The organism is Aeribacillus sp. FSL K6-8394 (assembly GCF_038008865.1).
In the GTDB taxonomy this organism is placed as follows: domain Bacteria; phylum Bacillota; class Bacilli; order Bacillales; family Aeribacillaceae; genus Aeribacillus; species Aeribacillus composti.
The window spans coordinates 650040-673664 of record NZ_JBBPAA010000002.1; the positions used below are offsets into that span (position 1 = coordinate 650040).

Consider the following 23625-nt stretch of genomic DNA (forward strand, 5'->3'; position numbering starts at 1 on the left):
TAGTCAGAAAAGAAAGAAAAAGGAATATTCTAGTTCTTTTATACAAAACAAAAAATTCGAAATTTTAAAAAATATACTCATTTTCCTTCGATATAACCTAAATGCTCTGATATGCTTTTAGCTGCTTGCGTAATATGTTCAATAAAGACTGGAAACCGATCATCTGTCATTCTGGCAGTTGAGCCAATCATGGACAGTGAAGACACCACTTTGCCGGAATAATCGCGAATTGGTGCTGCGATCCCGACATACCCGACATAAAATTGGTCTTTTGATATGGCAAATCCTTGTTTTTTAATTTTTTTTAACTCATTTTTTAAAATGTCTGGATCAGTGATCGTATAGGGAGTGTATGCATATAATTTTTTGGACAAAACTTTTTCAATTGTTCGTTTGTTTTGATAAGCCAGAATGCATAACCCTTCACTTGTGCAATGAATCGGATTTTTCCGCCCTATATATGTTAACAGCCGATCGGGCTGGCTGCTTTCAATTCGGAACAAATACACTACTTGATCCTCTTCCAGAAGACAAATATGGGCGGATTCATTTAATGTGTGAACAAGCTTTTTGACAATGGGCAGCGCTTCTTTGTACAACTCATGATTGCTGAAAATCACGCCTCCTAATGTTAGAATCGAAAGGCCTAATCGATACTTGTTTGTCCGGGGATTTTTTGATAAAAATCCTTCCTTTACAAGCAATGAGACAAGGCGATGGGCGCTGCTTTTGGAAATATTTAATTTTTTTGATATTTCGGTAATCCCTAGCTCTTTTTGTTTATGTGTAAAAAGACGCAGAATTTTCATTGCGTTCTTCACAGATGACAGCAAATATTTTTCGCTCATGTTAGTCCTCCAGTCTAGTCGTCATTGCCGAACAAATGCTTCGTTTTTCTCTGTTTTATTAATTCAGAAATTCTTTCTCCCGCATTCACCACTTTTTTTATAAGCTGCTTGATGTTAATGGAATTGATTCGCTTCGTAGAGCCGGTGATGTTCACTGCTGCAACCACTTTGTTATGTTCATTAAAAATGGGCGCACCGATTCCGATGATCCCTTTTTGGAACTCTTGATTGCAAACGGCGTAGCCTTCTTTTTTTATTTTCAAAAGCTTTTCTTTTAATTGCTCGGGTGAAGTGATCGTGTTCGGACCGTATTTTTTGAAGGGCTGCGAGCAAATTTTCTCGATTACTTCTTCGTCTTCAAAGGCTAAAATGGCTTGACCGGGACTTGTGCAGTAGACAGGATTCCTTCTGCCGATATGGGTATATTCTTTTTTTGAAGGATACGTGCATTCAATTTTTTGCAAATAAATAATTTCGGTGCCTTCTAATATGGAAATGTGCGAATTTTCGCCTGTCTCCTCTGTTAAAACATTTAGAACCGGCGTCGCCTCATTTAAAATTTTCAATTGGGAGCTAACGATGCTTGTTAATGTCAAGATCGAAGCACCTAAACTGTAATGATTTGTGTTTATATCTTTGTATACAAATCCTTCGCTGGCTAAGCTTGTTAAAAGTCTGTGGGCAGTGCTTTTTCCGATATTTAGCTTTTCGGCTATTTCTGACACACCCAGTTCCGGTTCGTCCATTGAAAAGCTTTTTAAAATTTTTAAAGCGTTTTCAACAGAAGAAATTCTTTTTTTATTTTGAGAAGTCATCCATATCACCTGTAAAAAATTTTTTGATTGATGAGGAAATCCATTTTTGTTCTGTATATAAGAAAAATAATGTATTTTTAGATTTTTTTCAATATTAAGATGGTAACAAGACCATAATCAATGAAAGGGGTTTCAATAGTGAAACTGATCACGTTTACAGAACAAGGCGTCACACGCATCGGTGCAATTGAGGATGGAAAAGTGATTGATCTGCATGCCGCATTTGAAAAAAAGCTGGAATCGGAAGGGAAATTGCGCTTCAAACAAATTGCTGAGGCGTATGTGCCGGCAGATATGAACGGATTTTTACAAGGCGGAAAGGAAAGCTTGGACTATGCAAAAGAAGCAGTTGCATTTGCTTTAAAACATGAAAAATATAAAGGAAAGCAGCTTGTGTTTTCCAAAGAAGATGTAAAAGTGGAAGCACCAGTGCCATCGCCGGGGAAAATGATTTGCGTAGGCCATAACTACAGGGAGCATATTTTGGAAATGGGAAGAGAGATTCCTCCATATCCTGTAGTTTTTGCGAAATTCGCGAATACTGTCATCGGACCGGAGGATGACATTCCTCATTATCCAATTTCCGATCAGCTGGATTATGAAGCTGAGTTTGCTTTTGTGATTGGAAAACGGGCGCGCAATGTTTCCCAAGCAGAAGCATTGGATTATGTTGCAGGCTATACAATTGTGAATGATGTGACTTACCGGGATCTTCAACGCCGTACGCTGCAATGGCTTCAAGGCAAGACAGTGGATGGAAGCGCTCCGATGGGGCCGTGGTTAGTAACAACCGATGAGCTGTCAGATCCTTCTGGGCTGGAAGTAGTCTTAACGGTTAACGGTGAAGAACGTCAGCGTTCTAACACGAAAAATCTTGTCTTTTCCGTACAGTACTTGGTTGAATTTCTATCTGGACTTATGACCCTTGAGCCGGGAGATGTCATTTTGACAGGAACTCCAGGAGGTGTTGGTGTAGCAAGAGACCCTCAAGTATTTTTAAAAGATGGAGATGTTGTCCGCATCGAGATAGACGGCATCGGTGCATTAGAAAATAAAGTGAAAAAAGTGACGGGGGAGATCAGCGAATGACTAATATGAACGAAGCGATTGAAAGCATAAAACAATCCATTGATCAAATGATTGAAACTACAAAAAGTCTTTCAGAAGAGACCATTCGTTGGAATCCATCAGAAGAAGAATGGTCCATCATGCAAATTCTTTGCCATGTTGAAGAAGCGATTCCATACTGGTTAAACGAAATTGAGCGGCTGCTTGAGTCGCCGGGTACAGAATGGGGAAGAGGACTTACGGATGAAAACAGGCTTGCTGCTGTTGCTAATACAGAAAAACGTGAAGTTTCAGACGTGCTAAACAAGCTTGAAAACGTAAAAGATCAAGTGGAAAAAGTGTTGAGCAAGCTGTCAGAAGAAGATTTAAAATCAGAGGCTCCGAGCCGCAATCCTCGTTTCGGAACAAAACCGATGTCTTTTATTGTCGACCACCTGCTTGTCGAACATGCAAGCAAGCATTATAGCCAAATTCAACGTAATTTATCAAAGCTTTAAAAGAATAGAGGAGGTTAGTTCATCATGGCGGAAAAAAATGAGTTTTTTAAAAGTAAAATTGTCCGAGATTTCACAAAAGATATTGAGCAATACCATCTAGGACCGCTTTGGGATGCTATTCCAGATTTAATGCATCGCCAGCCAACTCCGCAAGCTGAAGCGTATCTTTGGAAATGGAAAACCCTTTATAAAAAATTGATGGAAGCAACTGAAATTTTTACTCCTGAGCGCGGCGGAGAAAGACGGGCGATTTATTTTCAAAATCCTGGATTGACTTATCGAAAGCCTTGGGGATGGGCATCAACAACACAAACGCTTTATGCTGCCGTACAATTAATTCTTCCCGGTGAAGTAGCGCCTTCGCATCGCCATTCGCAAAGTGCGCTGCGCTTTATCAGTCAAGGAAAAGGCGCTTATACAATTGTGCAAGGCGAGCGGATTTTTATGGAGGAAGGCGATTATCTCATTACTCCGAAAGGGCTTTGGCATGGTCATGGACATCCGGGTGATGAGCCGATGATTTGGATGGACTGTCTTGATATTCCAACTATCTATTCGATTGGCGGCACGTTCTTTGATCCTTATCCAGACGGAATTGAACAACCGAAAGTTCCTGATAATTACTCATCGCAAAGATATGAAGGTGGCATGGTTCGTCCAATTTCTGACCGTGAACCAAAAATCGCTCCGTTAGGGTCTTATAAATGGAAGCAGACTGAAGCAGCTATTCAAGGTTTAAAACGCTTTGATCCAGATCCGTACGATGGATATGCGGTTGAATATATCAATCCTTCAACAGGCAAACAAGCCAATCCGACGATTTCCGCTTGGATGCAATTGCTTCCAAAAGGGTTTCATTCAAAAGCTCACCGTCATACGCACTCAACTATTTACCATGTCTATAAGGGATCTGGGTACAGTATTATCAACGGTGTGCGCTTTGATTGGGAAAGCGGCGATTTCTTCGTTGTTCCGAATTGGGCGTGGCATGAGCATGTTGCCGAAAAAGATTCTTACCTGTTCTCTGCGAATGATTTGCCGATTATGGAAAGATTTGATGTGGAACGTGAAGAAGCTTATGAAGAAAATAATGGATTCCAACAAGTGACCGATGAATTTCAACCTGTATTCGTTTAAACTTAGCAAGCATAATGGAGCAGTTGACGGTCCAAATTAAAACTGAACCTTTTGACGAGGTTTTCAAAACCCCTTTTTCACAAAGCTATTGTTGAAAAAGGGGTTTTGTTTTTTAGCGCGCCCAGCTAAGGTGTAATGGAAGATGGACAGTTTCGTAACACCGAAAAGGGTACCCTGCAGGGCGGAGTCATTTCGCCTCTTTTAGCGAACAGCTACCTGCATTATATGGACACGATATGAAAGAAGAAGTTCCTACACTTAGGAGAACTGTGCGATACGCAGATGATTTCGTGATCATGTGTTGCACGAAAAACGAAGCGCTGGAGAACATTCAAGTACTAAAAGCCATCATGAAGAAACTCGACCTTGAAATCAACACAGAGATCCAAACTGGTCAGCCTATGGGACGACACAAACGGATTTGACTTTCTAGATCTACACCATCGGAAATTTCCTGTGATGAACAAGGGTGGCTCGAAAGTTTATGTCATGTCTCACATTTCCAAGTAAGAAAGCCATGAAGAAAATGAAAATGAATTTAAGGAATATACGAGTCCAAGGAACAAGCGATTTATGGACATCAAAGAACTGGTGAAAGGGCTCAATCGAATTTTACAAGGATTTAAGAGTTACTACAGTATTTCGTCCATCGCCAAGAAGTGGCTAAATAAAGTGGACTGGTATGTATTAGAAAGACTTACTCTGTACTGGAATAAGAAGAAGAACCAAAGGAAGAAACATGCGAGAATGAAAGAAGTTATAAAATTAACACAAGGCTTATTAGTGAAATTAGCAAGTTAGACAAGAACGAAAGCCAAAGGAAGAACGTCGGAAAGCCGTATGAGGGAAAACCTCACGTACGGTTTGATGAGGGGAAGCTGAGAGTAAAGGGGGTGTCTAATAAGTTTTTTACGGCTTATTGACGCCCCCATTAATGTTTTAAAAACGTTGATATATCGGTGTTTATGATTTTTTGTTTTCAATGGCGATTTGACTTTCTGGTCAGCCCTTTGAAAACAGTTTTCTACTCTACTAGTAAATTGGAAGCCTTCCCCATCTTGAACGACTTAAGCTTTTAGAAGAATAAAAAATGGTTGTGTGGATGTTAAGCAGCCCGTCAGCTTACCGATTTCATAAACTCAATATTTTAAAAATTAAGAAATCATTTCAATAAAGTTATGAATGTTTTGTCAAAAGATGCTAAAACAAGGCAATTTTTTACCGATAAATAAAATAGCAAGAATTCCTCGGAGGAGAAGGAATATGGGAATACAAAAGATAACCGGTGTTAATAATAATGCTTTTTTGCAGGATATGCAAGGAAAAGAGGAAAAATTGTCAATGCCTGAAAACCAGCAGCCTGTCCAAGAAGAAGAAAAAAAAGCTAAAGTTACGCTGGAGGAAGCAATTGAGGATTTGAACAATTTTTTGAAGCCGATTAAAACATCGATTCAATTTGTACTTCATGAAGAACTGAAAGAATATTTTGTACAAGTTGTCAATGTAGAGACGAACGAAGTCATCAGGGAAATTCCTCCGAAAAAAATGCTTGATATATATGCGGCAATGGCAGAGCTGATGGGATTAATCGTGGATCGGAAAATTTAACTAGGGGTGGAAACAATGCGAATTGTCGGTTTGGCAAGCGGAATGGACATTGACGCTCTCGTAAAAGATTTAATGAAGGCGGAAAGAATTCCGCTCGATAAAATGGTCCAACAAAAGCAAATTTTTGAATGGCAGCGCGACAGCTACAGGGAAATCAACAAGCTGTTGGACGAATTGGACAGATTGATTTTTGACGGCGTATACAGACTGTCGAATTTCCGGCAAAAAAAAGTGACGAGCTCTGATGAGTCAGCTGTTGTGGCAAAGGCAATCAACGCTTCAGCCAATACGTCGACAGCGATTGAAGTCCAACAATTGGCTAAGGCTGCCACATATAGTGCAGCAACGTTAAATAATTTTACATCTGGTGCAAGAACGCTAAAATTTGAAGTGACCGATCCAGGTTCAACAGAAACGAGAGAAGTGACGATTAATATTGGTGAAAATGATACGCTTGATGATGTTATCTACAAAATCAACAGCTCAAATCTAGGCGTTACAGGGATGAAATTAAAGGATTCATCTGGTGTGGAAAGGCTCGTTTTAACGAATAATAAAACAGGTGAAGGCGGAACGATTAAAGCTGCCGATAGTGAAACATTTGATTTTTTGCAAAGCCTAGGTTTTTCACTTGATGATACAACGTTTAACCTAATCCCCGAAACTGCGGGTCAAAATGCAAAAGTTAAAATCAACGGCTACGAAACTGTCCAAACATCTAATACGTTTACGATTGCGGGGATTGAATATACAATTAAAAATGTAACGACAAGTCCTGTTACGATTTCTACATCAACAGATGTTGATGCAATTCTCGATACTATTGTAAAATTTGTTAATAAATATAATGAAGTGATTGAAAAGATTAATGGCAAATTAACAGAAGAGCGCTTCCGGAATTTTCCTCCCCTAACGGATGAACAAAAAGAGGAAATGACGGAAAAGCAAATCGAGCTGTGGGAAGAAAAAGCGAAAAGCGGCCTTCTTCGCGGCGATGCGATTTTAACAAGCGGTCTTAATCAAATACGGTTGGATTTATATTCTCCTGTCGCCGGAGATGCTTTGAAAGGGTTTAAGCAGCTTACGGATATTGGGATTTCAACAACAGCCAATTATTTGGACCGAGGCAAACTTACAATTGATGAAAATAAACTCCGGGAAAAAATTCAGGAAAATCCAGAAGCGATCTATAAACTATTTATGTCTGACGGCGAATCTTACAATGATAAAGGGATTGCCCGCCGTCTCCGCGATTCTTTGAAAGGTATGATGACAAAAATCAAAGACAAAGCGGGAACGTCTTTGTCTACAAATGACCAGTTTACGATTGGAAAAAACTTAAAAGATTTGGATAATCGAATCAATGCCTTTCAAGATCGGCTTATACAAATCGAATCAAGATATTATCGGCAATTTACGGCAATGGAACAGGCGATTCAGCGGGCGAACCAACAGTCAGCATATTTGATGCAATTATTTGGAGGCGGCGCTTAATCGTCTGCCTTTACTATTTACTTTTTAATGGATATGATATCTGAGGAGTGTCTTAAATGGCAATGAACAATCCTTATCAATCTTATTTGGAAAACAGCGTACAAACTGCATCACCGGGTGAACTCACGTTAATGCTTTATAACGGGTGTTTAAAATTTTTAAAGCTTGCGAAAAAAGCAATAGAAGAAAAATCTATCCAACAAAAAAACGAAAATTTGCAAAAAGCACAAAGAATCATTTGTGAACTAATGGCCACGCTAAATATGGATATTGAGATTTCTAAAAATATGTACGCACTGTATGAGTACATGAATCGACGGCTTGTTGAGGCCAATTTAAAAAACGATGTCACCATTATTGAAGAAGTGGAAGGATATGTGACAGAGTTCAGAGATACGTGGAAAGAAGTAATCCAAATCAACCGGAAACAGCGGCATAGTGAAGGCGGACAAGCGTAATGGACGAAGTGGAAAAATTGTTGGAAATAACGGAAGAGTTAGTGGAATTGACAAAACGGTCTAAAGATCAACATCGCGACCGTGATCAAGTGATACAAAAAATAGAAGACTTGCTAGCAAAACGGGAGGAGTTAACAAAAAGCATGAATCCTCCCTTCACGCCCAAGGAGAAAGAAGCAGGAAGAAAAATTATCCAATTGAATCAAATTCTTGTTGAGCAGCTTAAACTAATAAAACAAGAGATACAACATGATATCGTCAAGATGAAAGCCCAGAAAGAGATGACAAAAAAATATATGAACTCTTATGCGAATGCCACTATTGATGGCATTTTTTATGATAAGAAAAAATAGCAATATATGTACAAAAAGACACGATCATGTAGCGATGGATGAAAGTGTGAAAATCGTTTTCCCCGCTCATCAGCATTCATAAAATGTTCACGATTTTTTTTATTTTGTGAAAGGAAAAACGAACGAAACATTGAACTATATATATATATCCCTTAATAAAAGGAGGAGCTCAATATGAAATACAACATTAGAGGGGAAAACATTGAAGTAACGCCAGCATTAAGAGAATATGTACAAAAAAAATTATCTAAACTTGAACGTTATTTTGATAATGGAGTACAAGCCGATGCAAATGTGAATTTAAAATATTATAATGACAAAGAATCTAAAATTGAAGTAACGATTCCAATGACGCATTTAGTGATGCGTGCTGAGGAATATCATGAAGATATGTATGCTGCGATTGATCTTGTCGTTGATAAGCTTGAACGTCAGATCCGCAAACATAAAACAAGAGTAAACCGGAAGCTTCGTGAACAACAAGTTGATGCTAAATATTTCATCAATGCGGAAACGAATGATGACACTGATGTGAATGAAGAGGATATCGAACTTGTAAGAACAAAACGGTTCAATTTAAAGCCGATGGATACTGAGGAAGCTATTTTGCAAATGAACATGCTCGGCCATAACTTCTTTGTTTTTACGAACTCTGATACAAATAGAACAAATGTTGTCTACCGCAGAAAAGACGGCCGCTATGGATTAATTGAACCGAATGAGTAAAATTTATTATATATAAAAAAAGTGCAGCCTACCTTGGCTGTACTTTTTTTACCTTCAAGCAAATAAAATGTAGACAAATGGGACGGGTTTATGGAAAGACTTTCACATAGCAAAAGTTGTACGCTTGGAAAACCAGTGATAAAATTTAAAAGAAAAACTAAAATAATAAAATAAATTAAGGAGCGTTAAAGATGCTTGGACTTTTAAATAAAGTGTTTGATCCGAATAAACGCACTTTAGCTCGTTATGAAAAAATAGCTGAAAAAATAAATGCTCTCGGTCCTGATATGAGAAAGCTTTCTGATTTGGAATTGAGGTCAAAAACAGCTGAGTTTGCGGAACGGCTTGAAAAGGGAGAAACACTCGATGATCTGCTTGTGGAAGCCTATGCAGTTGTAAGAGAAGCCGCTCACAGAGTGCTCGGCCTGTATCCATATAAAGTACAGCTTATGGGAGCTATTGCCCTTCACGAAGGCAATATTGCGGAAATGAAGACAGGTGAAGGGAAAACATTAACCTCAACGATGCCAGTTTACTTAAATGCGTTGACGCGGAAAGGCGTTCACGTCGTTACCGTCAATGAATATTTGGCAAGCCGGGACGCAAAAGAAATGGGCAAAATTTTTGAATTTCTCGGCATGACTGTTGGTTTAAATTTAAACGGTATGTCAAAAGAGGAGAAAAAGGCTGCTTACGAAGCTGATATCACCTATTCAACAAATAACGAACTTGGGTTTGATTATTTGCGCGACAATATGGTTTTATACAAGGAACAAAAAGTGCAGCGCCCTCTGCATTTTGCGGTAATCGATGAGGTAGACTCCATTTTAATTGATGAAGCAAGAACTCCGCTTATTATTTCTGGACAAGCACAAAAATCCACCAAACTGTATATTCAGGCAAATGCTTTTGTCAGAACGCTTCAAAAGGATAAAGATTATACTTATGATGAAAAAACGAAATCCGTTCAACTTACAGAAGAAGGGATTGAAAAAGCGGAGCGTGCTTTCCATATTGATAATTTGTTCGATTTAAAAAACGTCACACTAAACCATCATATCAGCAATGCGCTGAAAGCCCACGTCGTCATGCATAAAGACGTTGATTATGTCGTTGAAGACGGACAAGTGATCATTGTAGACCAATTTACCGGACGGTTAATGAAAGGCCGCCGTTACAGCGACGGTTTGCATCAGGCAATCGAAGCGAAAGAAGGCCTTGAAATTCAAAATGAAAGCATGACGTTGGCAACGATCACGTTCCAAAACTATTTCCGAATGTATGAAAAGCTGGCGGGAATGACAGGTACTGCGAAAACAGAAGAAGAAGAATTTCGCAACATTTATAACATGCAGGTTATTACCATCCCGACAAACAAGCCGGTTATCCGCGAAGATCGTCCAGACCTCGTTTACCGTACAATGGAGGGGAAATTTAAAGCGGTTGTAGAAGACATCGTTCAGCGGCATATGATTGGTCAGCCTGTACTAGTAGGTACCGTTGCGGTTGAAACATCTGAATTGCTTTCTAATATGCTAAAGAAGCGGGGTATACCGCACAATGTGTTGAATGCAAAAAACCATGCGAAGGAAGCAGAAATTATTGAACAAGCCGGACAAAAGAATGCTGTGACGATCGCCACAAACATGGCCGGTCGGGGAACGGATATAAAGCTCGGCGAAGGTGTAAAAGAGCTGGGAGGATTAGCCGTCATCGGCACGGAACGCCATGAATCCCGAAGAATTGACAATCAGCTGAGAGGACGTTCTGGCCGTCAAGGAGACCCGGGTGTTACACAGTTTTATTTGTCAATGGAAGATGAACTCATGCGCCGATTCGGTTCAGAAAGTATGATGAGCATGATGGATCGGCTTGGAATGGACGATTCCCAGCCGATTCAAAGCAAAATGATTACCCGTGCTGTGGAATCGGCGCAAAAACGAGTGGAAGGAAACAACTTTGATGCGCGGAAGCAGCTTCTTCAATATGATGATGTGCTCCGTCAGCAGCGTGAAATTATTTATAAACAAAGAGATGAAGTGCTTGAATCTGAAAACCTGCGAGAAAATGTTGAAGACATGATTCAACAAACGATTACCCGTGTTGTGCAGTCATTTACGCCTGAAGAAGAGCTTCCGGAAGACTGGAACCTTGAAGGATTAGTCGACTGGGTAAAAGCCAATATTTTGGATGAAGCAGATGACTTTAATGTAAATGACCTTCGCGGAAAAGAATCGGATGAAATCATTGATATCATTTGGGAAAAAGCGAAGAAGCGCTATGATGAGAAGGAAGCTGCTTTTGGCGAGGAAAACATGCGTGAATTTGAACGAGTCATTGTGCTCCGCGCCGTTGATACAAAATGGATGGATCACATCGATGCAATGGATCATCTTCGCCAAGGCATTCATTTACGTGCATACGGACAAACCGATCCGCTTCGTGAATATCAATTGGAAGGCTACACAATGTTTGAAAATATGATTGCGTCCATCCAAGAAGAGGTTACAAAATATATAATGAAAGCTGAAATTCAAAACAATTTGGAACGTCAGGAAGTGGCGGTCGGCGAAGCCGTTCAGCCGAAAGAAGGAGACGTCCAAACGAAAAAGAAACCAGTCAGAAAAGCAAAAGAGGTTGGCCGCAACGAGCCATGTCCGTGCGGAAGCGGCAAAAAATATAAACATTGTTGCGGAAGATAACGATTTTAAATAGAATGGGTGTGGCGAGATGTCAGTCTCGCCTGTCCCATAAATTTTTTAATTAATGTATAAGTGGACAAAGCGAATCTGCAAAAATATAGTATACTGTGCAAAAAATTTTTAGAGGTGAGGACTAATGGATTTAGTAGAAATTCGGAATGAACTGGAGAAAATGGCTAAACGATTAGCGGATTTTAGGGGGTCTCTTTGACTTAGAAGAGAAGGAAGCACGCATAAAAAAATTAGAGGAGCAAATGGCTGCGCCAAATTTTTGGGATGACCAGCAAGCAGCTCAGAAGGTAATTAATGAAGCAAACGCCTTAAAAGATCTTGTCGGAGAATTTAACCATTTAAATGAATCATATGAAAATCTTCTAGTAACTTACGAGCTTATTAAAGAAGAGCCGGATGATGATTTGCAAAGAGAGCTTGAATCCGAATTGAAAAAATTAACGAAGGAATTGAATAATTTTGAATTACAGCTTCTTTTAAATGAGCCTTACGATAAAAACAACGCGATTTTAGAGCTTCATCCGGGAGCAGGAGGGACGGAATCTCAGGACTGGGCATCTATGCTCCTGCGAATGTATACGAGATGGGCGGAAAAGAAAGGATTTAAAGTTGAAACGATCGATTATCTTCCGGGTGATGAAGCAGGAATAAAAAGTGTAACGCTGTTAATTAAAGGACACAATGCATACGGCTATTTAAAAGCGGAAAAAGGAGTCCATCGGTTAGTGCGCATTTCTCCTTTTGATGCATCAGGCCGCCGCCATACTTCCTTTGTTTCCTGCGAAGTGATGCCAGAATTTAATGATGAAATCGATATTGAAATTAGAAGCGAGGATTTGAAAATTGACACGTACCGTTCAAGCGGTGCGGGAGGGCAGCACGTAAATACGACCGACTCGGCGGTACGGATTACACACTTGCCAACTGGAATTGTCGTGACATGCCAAACGGAGCGCTCTCAAATTAAAAACAGAGAACGAGCAATGAAAATGTTAAAATCTAAGCTATACCAATTAAAAATTGAAGAGCAGGAAAAAGAATTAGCGGAAATTCGAGGAGAGCAAAAGGAAATTGGCTGGGGTAGCCAAATCCGTTCTTATGTCTTCCATCCATATTCATTGGTGAAAGATCACCGGACAAATGTCGAAATCGGCAACGTCCAAGCTGTAATGGACGGTGAAATTGATGCATTTATTGATGCATATTTAAGAGCAAAATTGTCTTAAGGCTGTTATGAAAAGGACGATGACTCGTTACAAAAGATGAGCGAATAGAAATGTGATGCGGAAAAATGACGAAGAAAAACTGCCCTAAATTCCATTTGATTAGAGAACGTGTGGGACTGTCCAGAAAGTCAAAATCCATTGAAACGAAACAGCATAAACATTGATATATCAACATTTAAAACATTAAAGGGGTGTCTATAAGGCGTAAAAACGACTTATTAGACACCCTTTTTCTTTTTTATCAATATTCAAGTTATTTTCACAGGATTGTCAAATGTTGGTCAATTTGTTCCAGATTGAAACCTCAATAATTAGGTTATAATATCTTCGAGACTAATTGGCGAAGGGGGATTTCGCAGTGAAAAAGTTCTTGATCTTAGTATTTGGTCTTTCACTCGTATTAGCTGCATGCGGGGGCGGCGGGAATGACCAAGAAAGCGGAACAAATGGCGGAACAGATCAAGCTGAGAATACTGCATCTGCAGAAGATCTGATAAAACAAAATTGTACAAGCTGCCATGGACAAAATCTTGAAGGTGCTTCCGGTCCGAGTTTACAGAAAGTTGGAAGCAAATATAGCAAAGATGAAATAAAAGATATTATTTTAAACGGCAAAGGCGCTATGCCAAAAGGTTTATTGAACGATAGCGAAGCAGATGTTGTCGCTGAGTGGCTTGCAGGCCAAAAGTAACATAAGAAGCGAGGGGACATGATCACCCTCGCTTTTTTATGCTATAGAAAAAAATAGCAGATAATAGAAAATTTTGTAGTTTTTTTTACAAGAATTTTAAAAATTTTCCCTCGAATTATGATATTGAAACAAAAATGTAATATGAAAAAGTCTATTTTTGACGAAAAATGATGTTATAATGTTTTTTGTGGGAAGGATGTAAGATTTATTTTCTGCTTCATAATTAATAGACGAATAGAAAATAACATTAGTTTCAAGTAATAATAAAAATTTTTTGATGAGCACTGAAATAATTCAATGACTTCAGGTGATAGCATGATCGAAATGAAGGATGTTTATAAAACCTATTCGAATGGTGTTTTGGCCATTAACGGTATTTCAATAAAAATCAATCAAGGCGAATTTGTATACATCGTAGGTCCTAGCGGTGCTGGAAAGTCGACATTTATCAAATTGATGTATCTGGAAGAAAAGCCTACAAAAGGCAGTATTGTCATAAACGGTATACAACTAGAAAACCTAAAGGAAAAAGAAGTGCCGTATTTGCGGAGAAATATCGGGGTTGTCTTTCAAGATTTTAAATTATTGCCGAAATTGACTGTTTATGAGAATGTTGCCTTCGCTTTGGAAGTGATCGGGGAAAATCCGAAGAACATTAAAAAGAAAGTATTAAATGTCCTTGATCTTGTGCAATTGAAGCATAAGGCCCGTTTCTTCCCTGACGAATTGTCTGGCGGTGAACAGCAGCGCGTATCAATTGCTAGATCCATAGTAAACAATCCGCCTGTTGTAATAGCAGACGAGCCGACAGGGAATTTGGACCCTGAAACCTCTTGGGAGATTATGAGATTGCTAGAGGAAATCAACAATCGGGGCACAACGGTGTTAATGGCCACCCACAATAAAGTGATCGTGAACACGATTCGAAAGCGGGTTATCGCTATTGAGGACGGCAAAATTGTGCGCGATGAGGCGAGAGGGGAGTATGGTCTTTATGAATAAAACTCTCGGTCGTCATTTGCGGGAGGCGATAAAAAGTCTTTGGCGAAACGCTTGGATGTCCATAGCCTCTATATCAGCCGTAACAGTGACCCTTCTTTTGGTCGGCACGTTTTTGGTTATTATGATGAATTTAAATAATATCGCCAGCAACATTGAAGAAGATGTTGAAATAACCGTGCTAATTGACAGGACAGCAGATCAAAACGCTCAAAACCAACTTGAATCGAAATTGAAAAATCTAGAAAAAGTAGAGAATGTCCAATTTTCTTCCAAAGACCAGGAGTTGGAAAAATTAATTAAAAGCTTCGGTGAAAAAGGAGAGTCATTCAAGCTATTTGAACAGGATAATCCTTTAAACGATGTTTTCATCGTCAAAACGAAAGTTCCCGAAGATACTCCAGTTGTAGCGGAAGAAATTAAAAAAATGCGCTATGTCGAAGATGTTCAATATGCAGAAGAAACTGTGAAAAAATTGTTTGAAGTTGTCAACGTTTCAAGAAATATCGGCATAGTCTTAATCATCGGGCTTGTGTTTACTGCGATGTTTTTAATCTCAAACACTATAAAAATCACTATATTTGCCCGCAGACGAGAAATAGAAATTATGAAACTGGTTGGTGCAACAAACTGGTTTATACGCTGGCCGTTCTTTTTAGAAGGTTTGTTTTTAGGAGCGCTGGGATCTGTCATACCAATTACAGTTTTAGTTGTCAGCTACAATAGTTTAGTTAATTTTGCCATCCCTTACATTCAAGGATCTTTTGTTGAATTGTTGCCATTTTCCCCTTTTGTTTTTCAAATATCGGCTATCTTATTTTTAATCGGCGCCTTAATCGGCATATGGGGAAGCTTAATGTCTGTTCGAAAATTTTTAAAAGTGTAGTTTATCTTTAGCTACACTTATACATACCCGATTGAGATAATTTAAAACATGGAAAAAGAGGAGGAACCGGATTGTGAAAAAGAGAATAGTGACATTAAGTCTTACAGCTATATTGGGGACAAGCGGGGTATTTGTACCGCTGAGCAAAAGCGCTTATGCGTCATCCTTTGAGGAGAAAAAAGCAAGAATTCAAAATGAGCGGTCAAATGTTCAATCGAATATAGAAAGCAAGAAAAGTGAAGTAAAAGAGTTAGAGACAAAACAAAATCAACTTAATCAAGAGATTAAAAAGTTAGATGAAAAATTGTTGGATACTGGTGAAAAAATCGAAGAGAAAGAGAATGAAATCAAGAAAACTAAAGCTGAAATTGAACAGTTGAAAAAACAAATTGCTGAAGTAAAAAAACGGATTGAAAAGCGGAATGAACTGTTAAAAGAACGGGCAAAATCCTTGCAGGAAGCAGGAGGAACAATCAGCTATCTCGACGTTATCTTAGGTGCGAAAAGCTTCAATGATTTTGTCAACCGTATAAGCGCTGTTACAACGATCGTTGATGCGGATCAAAAAATTATTGAAGAGCATGAAAGAGATATGAAACTGAAAGAAGAAGCGGAGGCTAAATTAAACAAACAGCTGTCCTCTTTGGAAGAAGCTTTATCTGAATTGGCTTCATTGAAACAAGAGCTAGATAAGCAAATTGATGAAAAGGATAAACTGTTGGCGGAATTGGAAACAAAATATGGTCATGCGATGGATGAATTAGAAGATTTGGAATATCAAGATGCTATGCTGGCAAAGCAGCAAAAAATGATTGAACAACAGCAGCAAGAATATTTAAAAAGACTAGAAGAAGAAAAGACTGGACAGGCTCAAGCTTCACAATCTGCTTCTAAATCAAGCGATAAAGCTGCTGCTTCAAGCGATGGCGGATCTTCACCAGAACCATCTGTATCATCAGCTGCAGGAAGCGGATCTTTTATCTGGCCGGCTTCAGGTGTTCTTACTTCTAAAATGGGTGCAAGATGGGGCAGGTTACATGCAGGAATTGATATTGCGAAACGAGGAACGGTTCCAGTTTACGCTTCTGCTGGCGGCACGGTTAGTTATGCTGGGAAAATGAGCGGCTACGGTAATGTGATTATGATCATCCATAATATTAATGGTAAAACGTATACAACACTTTACGCGCATTTGAGAAGCATTAACGTTTCAAGTGGTCAAAAAGTGAGCCAAGGTCAGTTTATTGGATATATGGGAAATTCAGGAAATGTGTATCCGAAACCAACTAAGAATAACCCACAGGCAGGCCAACATTTACATTTTGAAGTACATAACGGAATATGGCGCAACAAATCCAGCGCGATCAATCCTTTAAGCGTTCTTCCATAAAAATTTATTAACAATGCACAATAAGCTCTTAAGGGAAGAAGAGTTTGTTGTGCATTTTTCATTTTTTTAATAAATTGCAAAGCTGTTCTTCTCTTAGATAGTTTCATAAAACATGTATTAACAAAAGATCGTGTCGAGTTACAATGGATTGATTTTGATTACTTCACAATAATTCTTTTCTCGTATTGAAAAAATGTGAAGATTGATCTCCCGTTTGATTGTGACAGCTTCCATTATTGCTTTTTCCTGATTGTGTCGATGCAGGCGGTTTGTTTGACCAGAAAAAAGGAAAGCATTTTTCAATAGAAAGAAGCGGCTTATTCGTGTTCAAAGCATCCTGAATCGGAAGGATTTTGCTGGCTGTTTTTTTGTTCCTTTTTGGATCCTGAATAGAATCGGTCAATTTCTAGGTAAAAGGCGGTAAATTTTAAGTCTTTTGAATTGCTTTTCCTTTTCCTGTAATCCGCACATGATTTGTACAAGCTTTGCATACGCTATAAATAATTCGGATTGTTGGAAAGGAAGGCAAAAACATATGAAACAAATAATAAAATTGATTACAGTGTTTTGGATAGTGACCAGTTCCATCATCGTTTTGGATGTGCACGGTCATGCTGAAAATAATGAATCGCTGGAAAATAAAACAATTGCTGCATCTGCGCAAAGTTCAGATGAAACCATTCCAGGATTGGAGAAATTTATAAAAACGTATGAATTAATTTCTGAAAAATATGTCCATCCAGTCGACAAAAAACGTCTCCTAGAAGGTGCCATTCAAGGGATGCTATCTTCTTTAGGCGATCCATACTCAGTCTATATGGATAAAGAAACTGTTAGACAATTTACAGAGTCCCTTGATTCTTCATTTGAAGGAATAGGTGCCGAAATCGGGATGAACAACGGCAAAATAACCATTATTTCACCATTTAAAAATTCGCCGGCGGAAAAAGCGGGCTTAAAGCCAAATGATGAAATTGTGAAAATTGATGGTAAAACAGTTTCCAGTTCAGATCTTCATGATGCAGTACTGAAAATCAGAGGAGAAAAAGGAACAACCGTCAAACTTACGATACGCCGCCCTGGAAGTAAAGATTTATTGTTTTTTGAAGTAAAGCGGGATGAGATTCCGATTGAAACAGTGTTCAGCTCCGAAATCAATAAAAATGGCAAGCGGTTAGGCGTCTTGCATATTACTTCATTTTCTGAAAGGACAGCTGATGACTTTAAACAAAAACTAAAAATGTTAGAAAAAAAGAAAATTAACGGTCTAGTCATCGATGTTCGCGGCAATCCGGGGGGATATTTGCAGGCTGTAGAGCAAATTTTGCAGCAGCTCGTCCCTAATCATGCACCATATATTCAAATAGAAAAGAGAGACGGAAAAAGGGAGATGTATTATTCAACATTAAAAGAAAAGAAGCATTATCCTATTGCAGTCTTAATTGACAATGGCAGCGCATCTGCTTCGGAAATTTTGGCAGCTGCGTTGAAAGAAGCAGGAGGGTATGCCATTGTCGGCGAAAAATCCTTTGGAAAGGGAACAGTTCAGCAAACAATACCGCTGGATGATGGAAGCAACATAAAGCTGACGTTATACAAATGGTTGACTCCTAAGGGAAATTGGATTCATGAAAAAGGTGTGGAACCAACGGTAAAAATATCGCAGCCGGATTATTTTAAAGCTGGTCCGCTCGATGTTGATCAGCCATTAACGAGAGAAATGAATAATGAACAAGTTCGCATTGCACAAATATTATTATCAGGACTAGGTTATGATCCTGGGAGAAAAGACGGTTATTTCAGTTTAGAAACCGAGCTGGCTGTAAAGGCGTTTCAAAAAATGAACGGTTTATCCGTGACGGGGAAAGTGGATCAAAAAACAGCTATAAAAATGAATGAATTGATCACAAATGAAACTCGTTCAAAACAAAATGATTTGCAGCTGCAAACTGCCATTTCACTATTAGCACGATCTTCTTAAGTATTGAAAAAATACGGCAGCTTTTATTTTGCATTTTGTTTAAGGGGCTGTCTAATAAGTCGTTTTTACGGCTTATTGACGCCCCCTTTAATGTTTTAGAAACGTTGATATATCGATGTTTATGATTTTTTGTTTTCAATAGGGATTTCACTTTATGGACAGCCTCTAAATGAGATTTCGCTTCCTTGTGCAGGCTTTTCAGTTGAGAAAATTTCTGTTTTCATATCGTAGTGAAATTTACAATTATTTATGCATACAGATGATGATCGCAGCTTTATGACAATATGGCTGCGTTTTCTTTTAAATCATCGGGAAGTGACAGAGCGGCATTGTTAAGTGGCTGTTTCCTTGCTCAATTTTTTGATCAATTTGCTGCAAGTCTGATTCATTCAGCTTTTTAGAAAAAAGCGGTATGAAGCCAAAAAAGCCGCTGCTCCATGAATTTGGTCAATCGGCCTTTTTGCCTATTTCCAGTTTTTTATATGACGTTCTAGCTTCTTTTTTAAAAGATTTGATAAAATAGAGGAAAGTCTCATATGATTCGTAAAAGGGGTGGGCCGTTTGGTTGGACAATGGCTTTTAGAATTGCTTTTCAGCATAGGCCGTTTTTTCTTGCATCCGCTTTTGTATTTCTTTCTCATTTTTTCCTTTTTAAATGGATATTGGCGGGTTAGAAGAGAACGAAAATCTTTTCATGTGCGCGTATATGATGTGTTTGACGATATTCGTTTTACTTATACGAAGGGAATTATCGCTGGCCTTATCCTTTCTGTTCTTTTCATGCTTCTAGGACTGTGGATTCCATTCGGAACACTCGTTTTATTGACTATTTGGCTGCTGGCTGTTAGTTTAACTTTTCAGCCGCGTTTTTTGTCATCAACGATCTCATTGGGCGGAACGATTTTTTTAACAGCTTTATTAAATGGAGTGGCAGATCAATCTCCTTGGATTGATGAATTTTTTGTGAGCCTTGATAAAACAAACTACAGCGTCTTGTCGCTATTTTTAAGCTTTTTGCTTATTTGTGAAGGGATTCTCATCTATCGAACAGCACATTACCATACATCCCCATTTATCATAAAAAGCAAGAGAGGAATGCCGATTGGGAATCATGTAGCGAACAGAACATGGATGATTCCGTTAATGCTTTTAGTTCCAGGCGGTTCATTGGAATCTCCTTTTTCTTGGTGGCCAATTATTTCTTTAAATGGTGAACCATTTATGCTCGTGATGATTCCGTATTTTGTCGGTTTTTATCAAAGAATTCAAGGGTCTTTGCCAAAGGAAAGCATTCAAGTAACAGGCCGGCGCATTTCGATTCTTGGAATTATTTCTCTTGTTGTTGCTGCTGCTTCGTTGTGGGCTCCATTTCTGTCGTTTGTTGCCGCGGCTCTAGCATTGATAGGAAAGGGATTAATAACTGTAAAACAAAGGATGAATGATAATTCGGCCGCTTTTTATTTCTCGAAACAAGATTATGGACTGGTCGTATTAGGCACGCTTCCTCAATCCCCGGGAGAGAAAATGGGAATAAAAGCGGGAGAAGTTATAACAAAGGTGAATGGAAAAAATGTAAAAACAACGTACGAATTTTACGAAGCGCTGCAGATAAGCAGGACGCATTGTAAGTTGGAGGTACTAGGACATAACAAAGAAATCCGTTTTGTCCAACGCGCCTTATACGAAGGGGAGCATCATGAACTCGGCTTGCTCTTTGTGCAAGATGAGAAGTGGAAGTCAGAAGCCTCTTAACCGGTATGAATGGTTCATAATCAACCGGAATAGCGACATAATTTTTAGGAATAGGCCATAATTCTTCGGAATGAGTTTCATTTTTTTTCCGGAACGATAAAGGTATATTTTCTCTATCACATCAAACCACTTAGTCAATGATTGGCTAAGTGGTTTTTTACGTCAAAAAATGTTATAGCTAGCAGAATTAGGCTCGAGAATTATTGTACAAAGGAACTGACATTGTTCAATGATATTTGAAGCCTTTCAGTAAATATGTCTAATCATGAAAATAGCCGCGGCAAGAAAAGCTCTAGCTAAACATTGCAAGCACCTTCAATGGTTTAAAATATCATTTATCAAGTACTCTGCATCGGCGCCCACCCCTCCGATAAGAGCGGAGCCTCTCCGATATTGCCAAGGCAATCCTAAGAAGTACAATCCTTTCACAGGAGTAACCCCTCTTTGGTGAACGGGCTTTCCTCTATGGTCTAAAACATTAGGAATTTGTATCCAGCTGTAATCAAAATAAAATCCGGTTGCCCAAATGACATTTTGAACTTGAATTTGACTGTTATCTGCAAAAGAGATAACATCTCCTGAAACACCCTCTGTTTTAGGCTTCATTTTTATTTTGCCTTCTTGTAGTAAATGTTTCAGCTCTTTACCGAAAATAGGATCTTTTTGTTTACTGATCAACCTGCCTAACGGGCTATTGATATGGACGTCTAATAAACCTATTTTTTGAAACCACCAGAAAATACTTTTCCCCATAATGTCAAGTGGAAGAAATCTCATTTTATGACCTACTGATAAATAAACTTCTCTGTCTTCGGACAATTCAACTGCAATTTGCGCTCCAGAATTTCCTGCACCGACTACTAAAACAGAGCCATCTTGCAATTGAGATGGATTCAAATAGCCGGATGTATGCACTTGATACACTTGATCGTATAAGCTTTCGGCAAATGGTGGAAGATAAGGCTTTTGAAAAGGCCCTGTTGCTATAACCACTTTATTTGCCATATATCTCCTATGGTTGGTTGTCACTTTAAAAATCTCATTTTCTTTTTGAAGAGAAATGACTTCTGTATTCAGATGAATAGGTAATTCGAATTTTTGAGCATAATCCTCTAAATAATCGGCTATTTCATCCTTAGTTGGATATCCGTCCGGGTCACCCTTTAAGACCATTCCTGGCAAGGAGCTAAACGATCGAGGGGTAAAAAGCACTAAAGAATCGTAACGATTTCTCCAAACATCTCCGATTCGATTTTCCTTGCCGACAATGGCAAATAATATATCGTGTTGCTTTAGATAATACCCCATCGCTAATCCTGCTTGGCCAGCGCCGATTACAAGAACATCAACATTTTGTGCCATTTCAATCAACTCCGAAAAAAGCTAGACTTTCATTTTTCCATGATGGATTTGAGAGGTTTCAATTTGAATGGTTGTATGCAAAATCTTAAATTTTTCTTCAATCATGTGAATGGCAGCTTGCAACACCTTTTGACTGTCTTGATGATCTTCAATTAAAATATGGCAGCTTAGTGAGTCTAAACCTGATGTAATCGTCCAAATATGCAGGTCGTGAACATCCTTCACACCTTCAATACTTTTTAAGGCTTTCTTCACTTCATTTTGATCAATGGTAACGGGCGTTCCTTCCATCAAAATGTGTATGCTATGCTTCAAAACTCCCCAAGCGCCTTTTAATATTAATAAAGCAACTAAAATGGAAATAATAGGGTCTGCTATATACCAGTCAAAGAGCCACATGATGAATCCTGCAGCAATGGCTCCGACAGAGCCTAATGCATCGCCGATAACGTGAAGATAAGCGCTGCGAACATTGACATTATGTTTCACATCACCTTTTCTCATTAACACCCAGGCACTTAAAAGATTAGCAAAAAGACCAATAGACGCAATCAACATCATCGAGCCGCTTGCTACAGTCGGCGGATTGAAAAAACGCTGAACAGCTTCCCAAATGATAAATCCAGCGATAACAAACAAGGTAACTCCATTAAACAAAGCGGCTAAAATTTCAAAACGATAAAAGCCATACGTTTTATTTGGGGAGGCTGGTTTGGCCGCAAACCATATAGCAATTAGGCTAAGAGCAAGCGAACTGGCGTCACTAAGCATATGTCCAGAGTCAGAAAGAAGGGCCAGACTGTTTGTCATTAACCCCCCGAAAAACTCTAACAGCAAAATTCCAACAGTAATGAACAATGCAATTATAAGTCCTTTTTTATTGTTTTCCCTGTTAAAGTCGTGATGATGGTCGTGAGAGTGGTGATGGATGTTCATGCTCCAATGCCTCCTTACTGATGTTCAGAATGATCAATGGCTTGTTTTAATAATGAAAAAACGTGTTCGTCATTACAGGAGTAAATCAGTGTTTTTCCTTCACGGCGATACTTAATGAGTCTAAGATTTCGCAATATACTAAGCTGATGGGAAACTGCTGATTGAGACATTTCCAACACTTCGGCAATATGATTTACGCTGCACTCTTCTTGTGATAACAAATAAAGAATTTTAATTCGAGTAGGATCGGCTAACACCTTAAATATTTGCGATATATGTTCAATTGTTTCAGGTTTTAAGAAAGAATGATCTTCCGTCTTCATTCATAATTCCCTCGTTCTTTTATTATATATGAGCATATGTTCATATTTTATTATATTTTGCATTCTGTTTTTTGTCAAGTTTAGGAAATCTGTTTAACAGTACATAATGAGGAGGGAACCTTTCAGATTGGAAATACGGTCAACTAGTTCTGAGGCATTTTCAGTGGGCTTAAGAAATCTAAGAGCTCTTTAAAAGTGACATTAGCAATGAGATAAATGAAGCAGTTTTTAAAAGATGATTGCTTCAAAGTAGATTGCAGCTGGAGAGAATGTTCTAAATTGATCGTATAAAGACATTTCAGGGTACTTGCGAGCAATCATTGAGAAGTCGATTCATTTATCTTTTTGAGAAGCTGCCAAG

Annotated in this window: 21 protein-coding genes and 1 pseudogene; 17 read left to right on the forward strand and 5 right to left on the reverse strand. The window is 38.7% G+C overall.

Going from position 1 to position 23625, the window contains the following annotated elements; translation table 11 throughout:
- Positions 1-77 precede the first annotated feature (77 nt).
- Together NSR00_RS15480 and NSR00_RS15485 are read right to left on the reverse strand one after the other, a co-directional pair.
- Positions 78-848 carry an IclR family transcriptional regulator gene (locus tag NSR00_RS15480; protein ID WP_340789705.1) on the reverse strand — a complete coding sequence of 257 codons (771 nt, stop codon included), beginning with the start codon at positions 846-848 and terminating at the stop codon, positions 78-80.
- Between the two features lie 14 nt (positions 849-862).
- Positions 863-1663: an IclR family transcriptional regulator gene (locus tag NSR00_RS15485; protein WP_340789707.1), complete on the reverse strand. Its 801-nt coding sequence runs from the start codon at positions 1661-1663 to the stop codon at positions 863-865.
- Positions 1664-1801: 138 nt separating this feature from the next.
- Here NSR00_RS15485 and NSR00_RS15490 point away from each other — a divergent pair, with 138 nt between their 5' ends.
- The 17 genes and pseudogenes from NSR00_RS15490 (at position 1802) to NSR00_RS15575 (ending at position 20643) form a co-directional block, all read left to right on the forward strand.
- A complete protein-coding gene (locus NSR00_RS15490) occupies positions 1802-2752 on the forward strand; it encodes a fumarylacetoacetate hydrolase family protein (RefSeq protein ID WP_094245184.1) in 951 nt (316 codons plus the stop codon).
- Entirely contained in the window at positions 2749-3228 is a 480-nt protein-coding gene (locus tag NSR00_RS15495) for a DinB family protein (protein WP_094245185.1), read from the forward strand. The genes NSR00_RS15490 and NSR00_RS15495 overlap by 4 nt, the downstream gene beginning before the upstream one ends.
- A 24-nt stretch (positions 3229-3252) precedes the next feature.
- Positions 3253-4365 carry a cupin domain-containing protein gene (locus tag NSR00_RS15500; protein ID WP_063389206.1) on the forward strand — a complete coding sequence of 371 codons (1113 nt, stop codon included), beginning with the start codon at positions 3253-3255 and terminating at the stop codon, positions 4363-4365.
- A 570-nt stretch (positions 4366-4935) separates the two neighbouring features.
- Positions 4936-5166: pseudogene (locus NSR00_RS15510) on the forward strand (group II intron maturase-specific domain-containing protein); the annotation flags it as partial.
- Between the two features lie 462 nt (positions 5167-5628).
- Positions 5629-5973 (forward strand): flagellar protein FlaG, encoded by a 345-nt coding sequence (flaG, locus tag NSR00_RS15515; RefSeq protein WP_063389205.1) that lies wholly within the window; start codon positions 5629-5631, stop codon positions 5971-5973.
- A 15-nt stretch (positions 5974-5988) separates the two neighbouring features.
- Positions 5989-7467 carry a flagellar hook-associated protein 2 gene (locus NSR00_RS15520; protein WP_340789710.1) on the forward strand — a complete coding sequence of 493 codons (1479 nt, stop codon included), beginning with the start codon at positions 5989-5991 and terminating at the stop codon, positions 7465-7467.
- Positions 7468-7523: 56 nt separating this feature from the next.
- Positions 7524-7925, forward strand: coding sequence for a flagellar export chaperone FliS (fliS, locus tag NSR00_RS15525; protein WP_340789711.1), 402 nt, complete (start codon positions 7524-7526; stop codon positions 7923-7925).
- On the forward strand, positions 7925-8278 hold the full coding sequence (locus NSR00_RS15530; protein WP_066249842.1) for a hypothetical protein: 354 nt from the start codon (positions 7925-7927) through the stop codon (positions 8276-8278). Before fliS ends, NSR00_RS15530 begins: the two co-directional genes overlap by 1 nt.
- Positions 8279-8452: 174 nt before the next feature.
- Positions 8453-9004: a ribosome hibernation-promoting factor, HPF/YfiA family gene (gene hpf / locus NSR00_RS15535; RefSeq protein WP_063389201.1), complete on the forward strand. Its 552-nt coding sequence runs from the start codon at positions 8453-8455 to the stop codon at positions 9002-9004.
- A 191-nt stretch (positions 9005-9195) separates the two neighbouring features.
- Positions 9196-11706, forward strand: a complete 2511-nt coding sequence (gene secA, locus NSR00_RS15540) for a preprotein translocase subunit SecA (RefSeq protein ID WP_340789712.1) — start codon at positions 9196-9198, stop codon at positions 11704-11706.
- A gap of 136 nt (positions 11707-11842) precedes the next feature.
- Positions 11843-12944, forward strand: a protein-coding gene (gene prfB / locus NSR00_RS15545; RefSeq protein WP_340789713.1) for a peptide chain release factor 2 whose coding sequence is annotated in 2 segments (ribosomal slippage) — positions 11843-11914 and positions 11916-12944 — 1101 coding nt in all. Because the reading frame shifts where the segments join, the coding sequence is not laid out codon by codon here.
- 358 nt (positions 12945-13302) lie between these two features.
- Complete coding sequence (gene cccB, locus NSR00_RS15550; RefSeq protein WP_063389198.1) at positions 13303-13635, forward strand: cytochrome c551; 333 nt, start codon at positions 13303-13305, stop codon at positions 13633-13635.
- Positions 13636-13950: 315 nt separating this feature from the next.
- Complete coding sequence (gene ftsE, locus NSR00_RS15555) at positions 13951-14637, forward strand: cell division ATP-binding protein FtsE (protein WP_327863853.1); 687 nt, start codon at positions 13951-13953, stop codon at positions 14635-14637.
- Entirely contained in the window at positions 14630-15520 is an 891-nt protein-coding gene (gene ftsX, locus NSR00_RS15560) for a permease-like cell division protein FtsX (protein WP_327863852.1), read from the forward strand. The genes ftsE and ftsX overlap by 8 nt, the downstream gene beginning before the upstream one ends.
- 73 nt (positions 15521-15593) lie before the next feature.
- Complete coding sequence (locus NSR00_RS15565) at positions 15594-16910, forward strand: murein hydrolase activator EnvC family protein (RefSeq protein WP_340789714.1); 1317 nt, start codon at positions 15594-15596, stop codon at positions 16908-16910.
- A gap of 535 nt (positions 16911-17445) precedes the next feature.
- Entirely contained in the window at positions 17446-18891 is a 1446-nt protein-coding gene (locus NSR00_RS15570; RefSeq protein WP_340789715.1) for a S41 family peptidase, read from the forward strand.
- Positions 18892-19452: 561 nt separating this feature from the next.
- Positions 19453-20643: a PDZ domain-containing protein gene (locus NSR00_RS15575; RefSeq protein WP_063389193.1), complete on the forward strand. Its 1191-nt coding sequence runs from the start codon at positions 19453-19455 to the stop codon at positions 20641-20643.
- Between the two features lie 315 nt (positions 20644-20958).
- Here NSR00_RS15575 and NSR00_RS15580 read toward each other — a convergent pair whose 3' ends face one another.
- From NSR00_RS15580 to NSR00_RS15590, 3 genes are read right to left on the reverse strand one after another with little or no spacing between them, the layout of a single operon-like run.
- Complete coding sequence (locus NSR00_RS15580) at positions 20959-22005, reverse strand: flavin-containing monooxygenase (RefSeq protein WP_340789716.1); 1047 nt, start codon at positions 22003-22005, stop codon at positions 20959-20961.
- Between the two features lie 21 nt (positions 22006-22026).
- Positions 22027-22941, reverse strand: coding sequence for a cation diffusion facilitator family transporter (locus tag NSR00_RS15585; protein WP_340789718.1), 915 nt, complete (start codon positions 22939-22941; stop codon positions 22027-22029).
- Positions 22942-22955: 14 nt separating this feature from the next.
- Positions 22956-23264: an ArsR/SmtB family transcription factor gene (locus NSR00_RS15590; RefSeq protein WP_063389190.1), complete on the reverse strand. Its 309-nt coding sequence runs from the start codon at positions 23262-23264 to the stop codon at positions 22956-22958.
- Positions 23265-23625 lie beyond the last annotated feature (361 nt).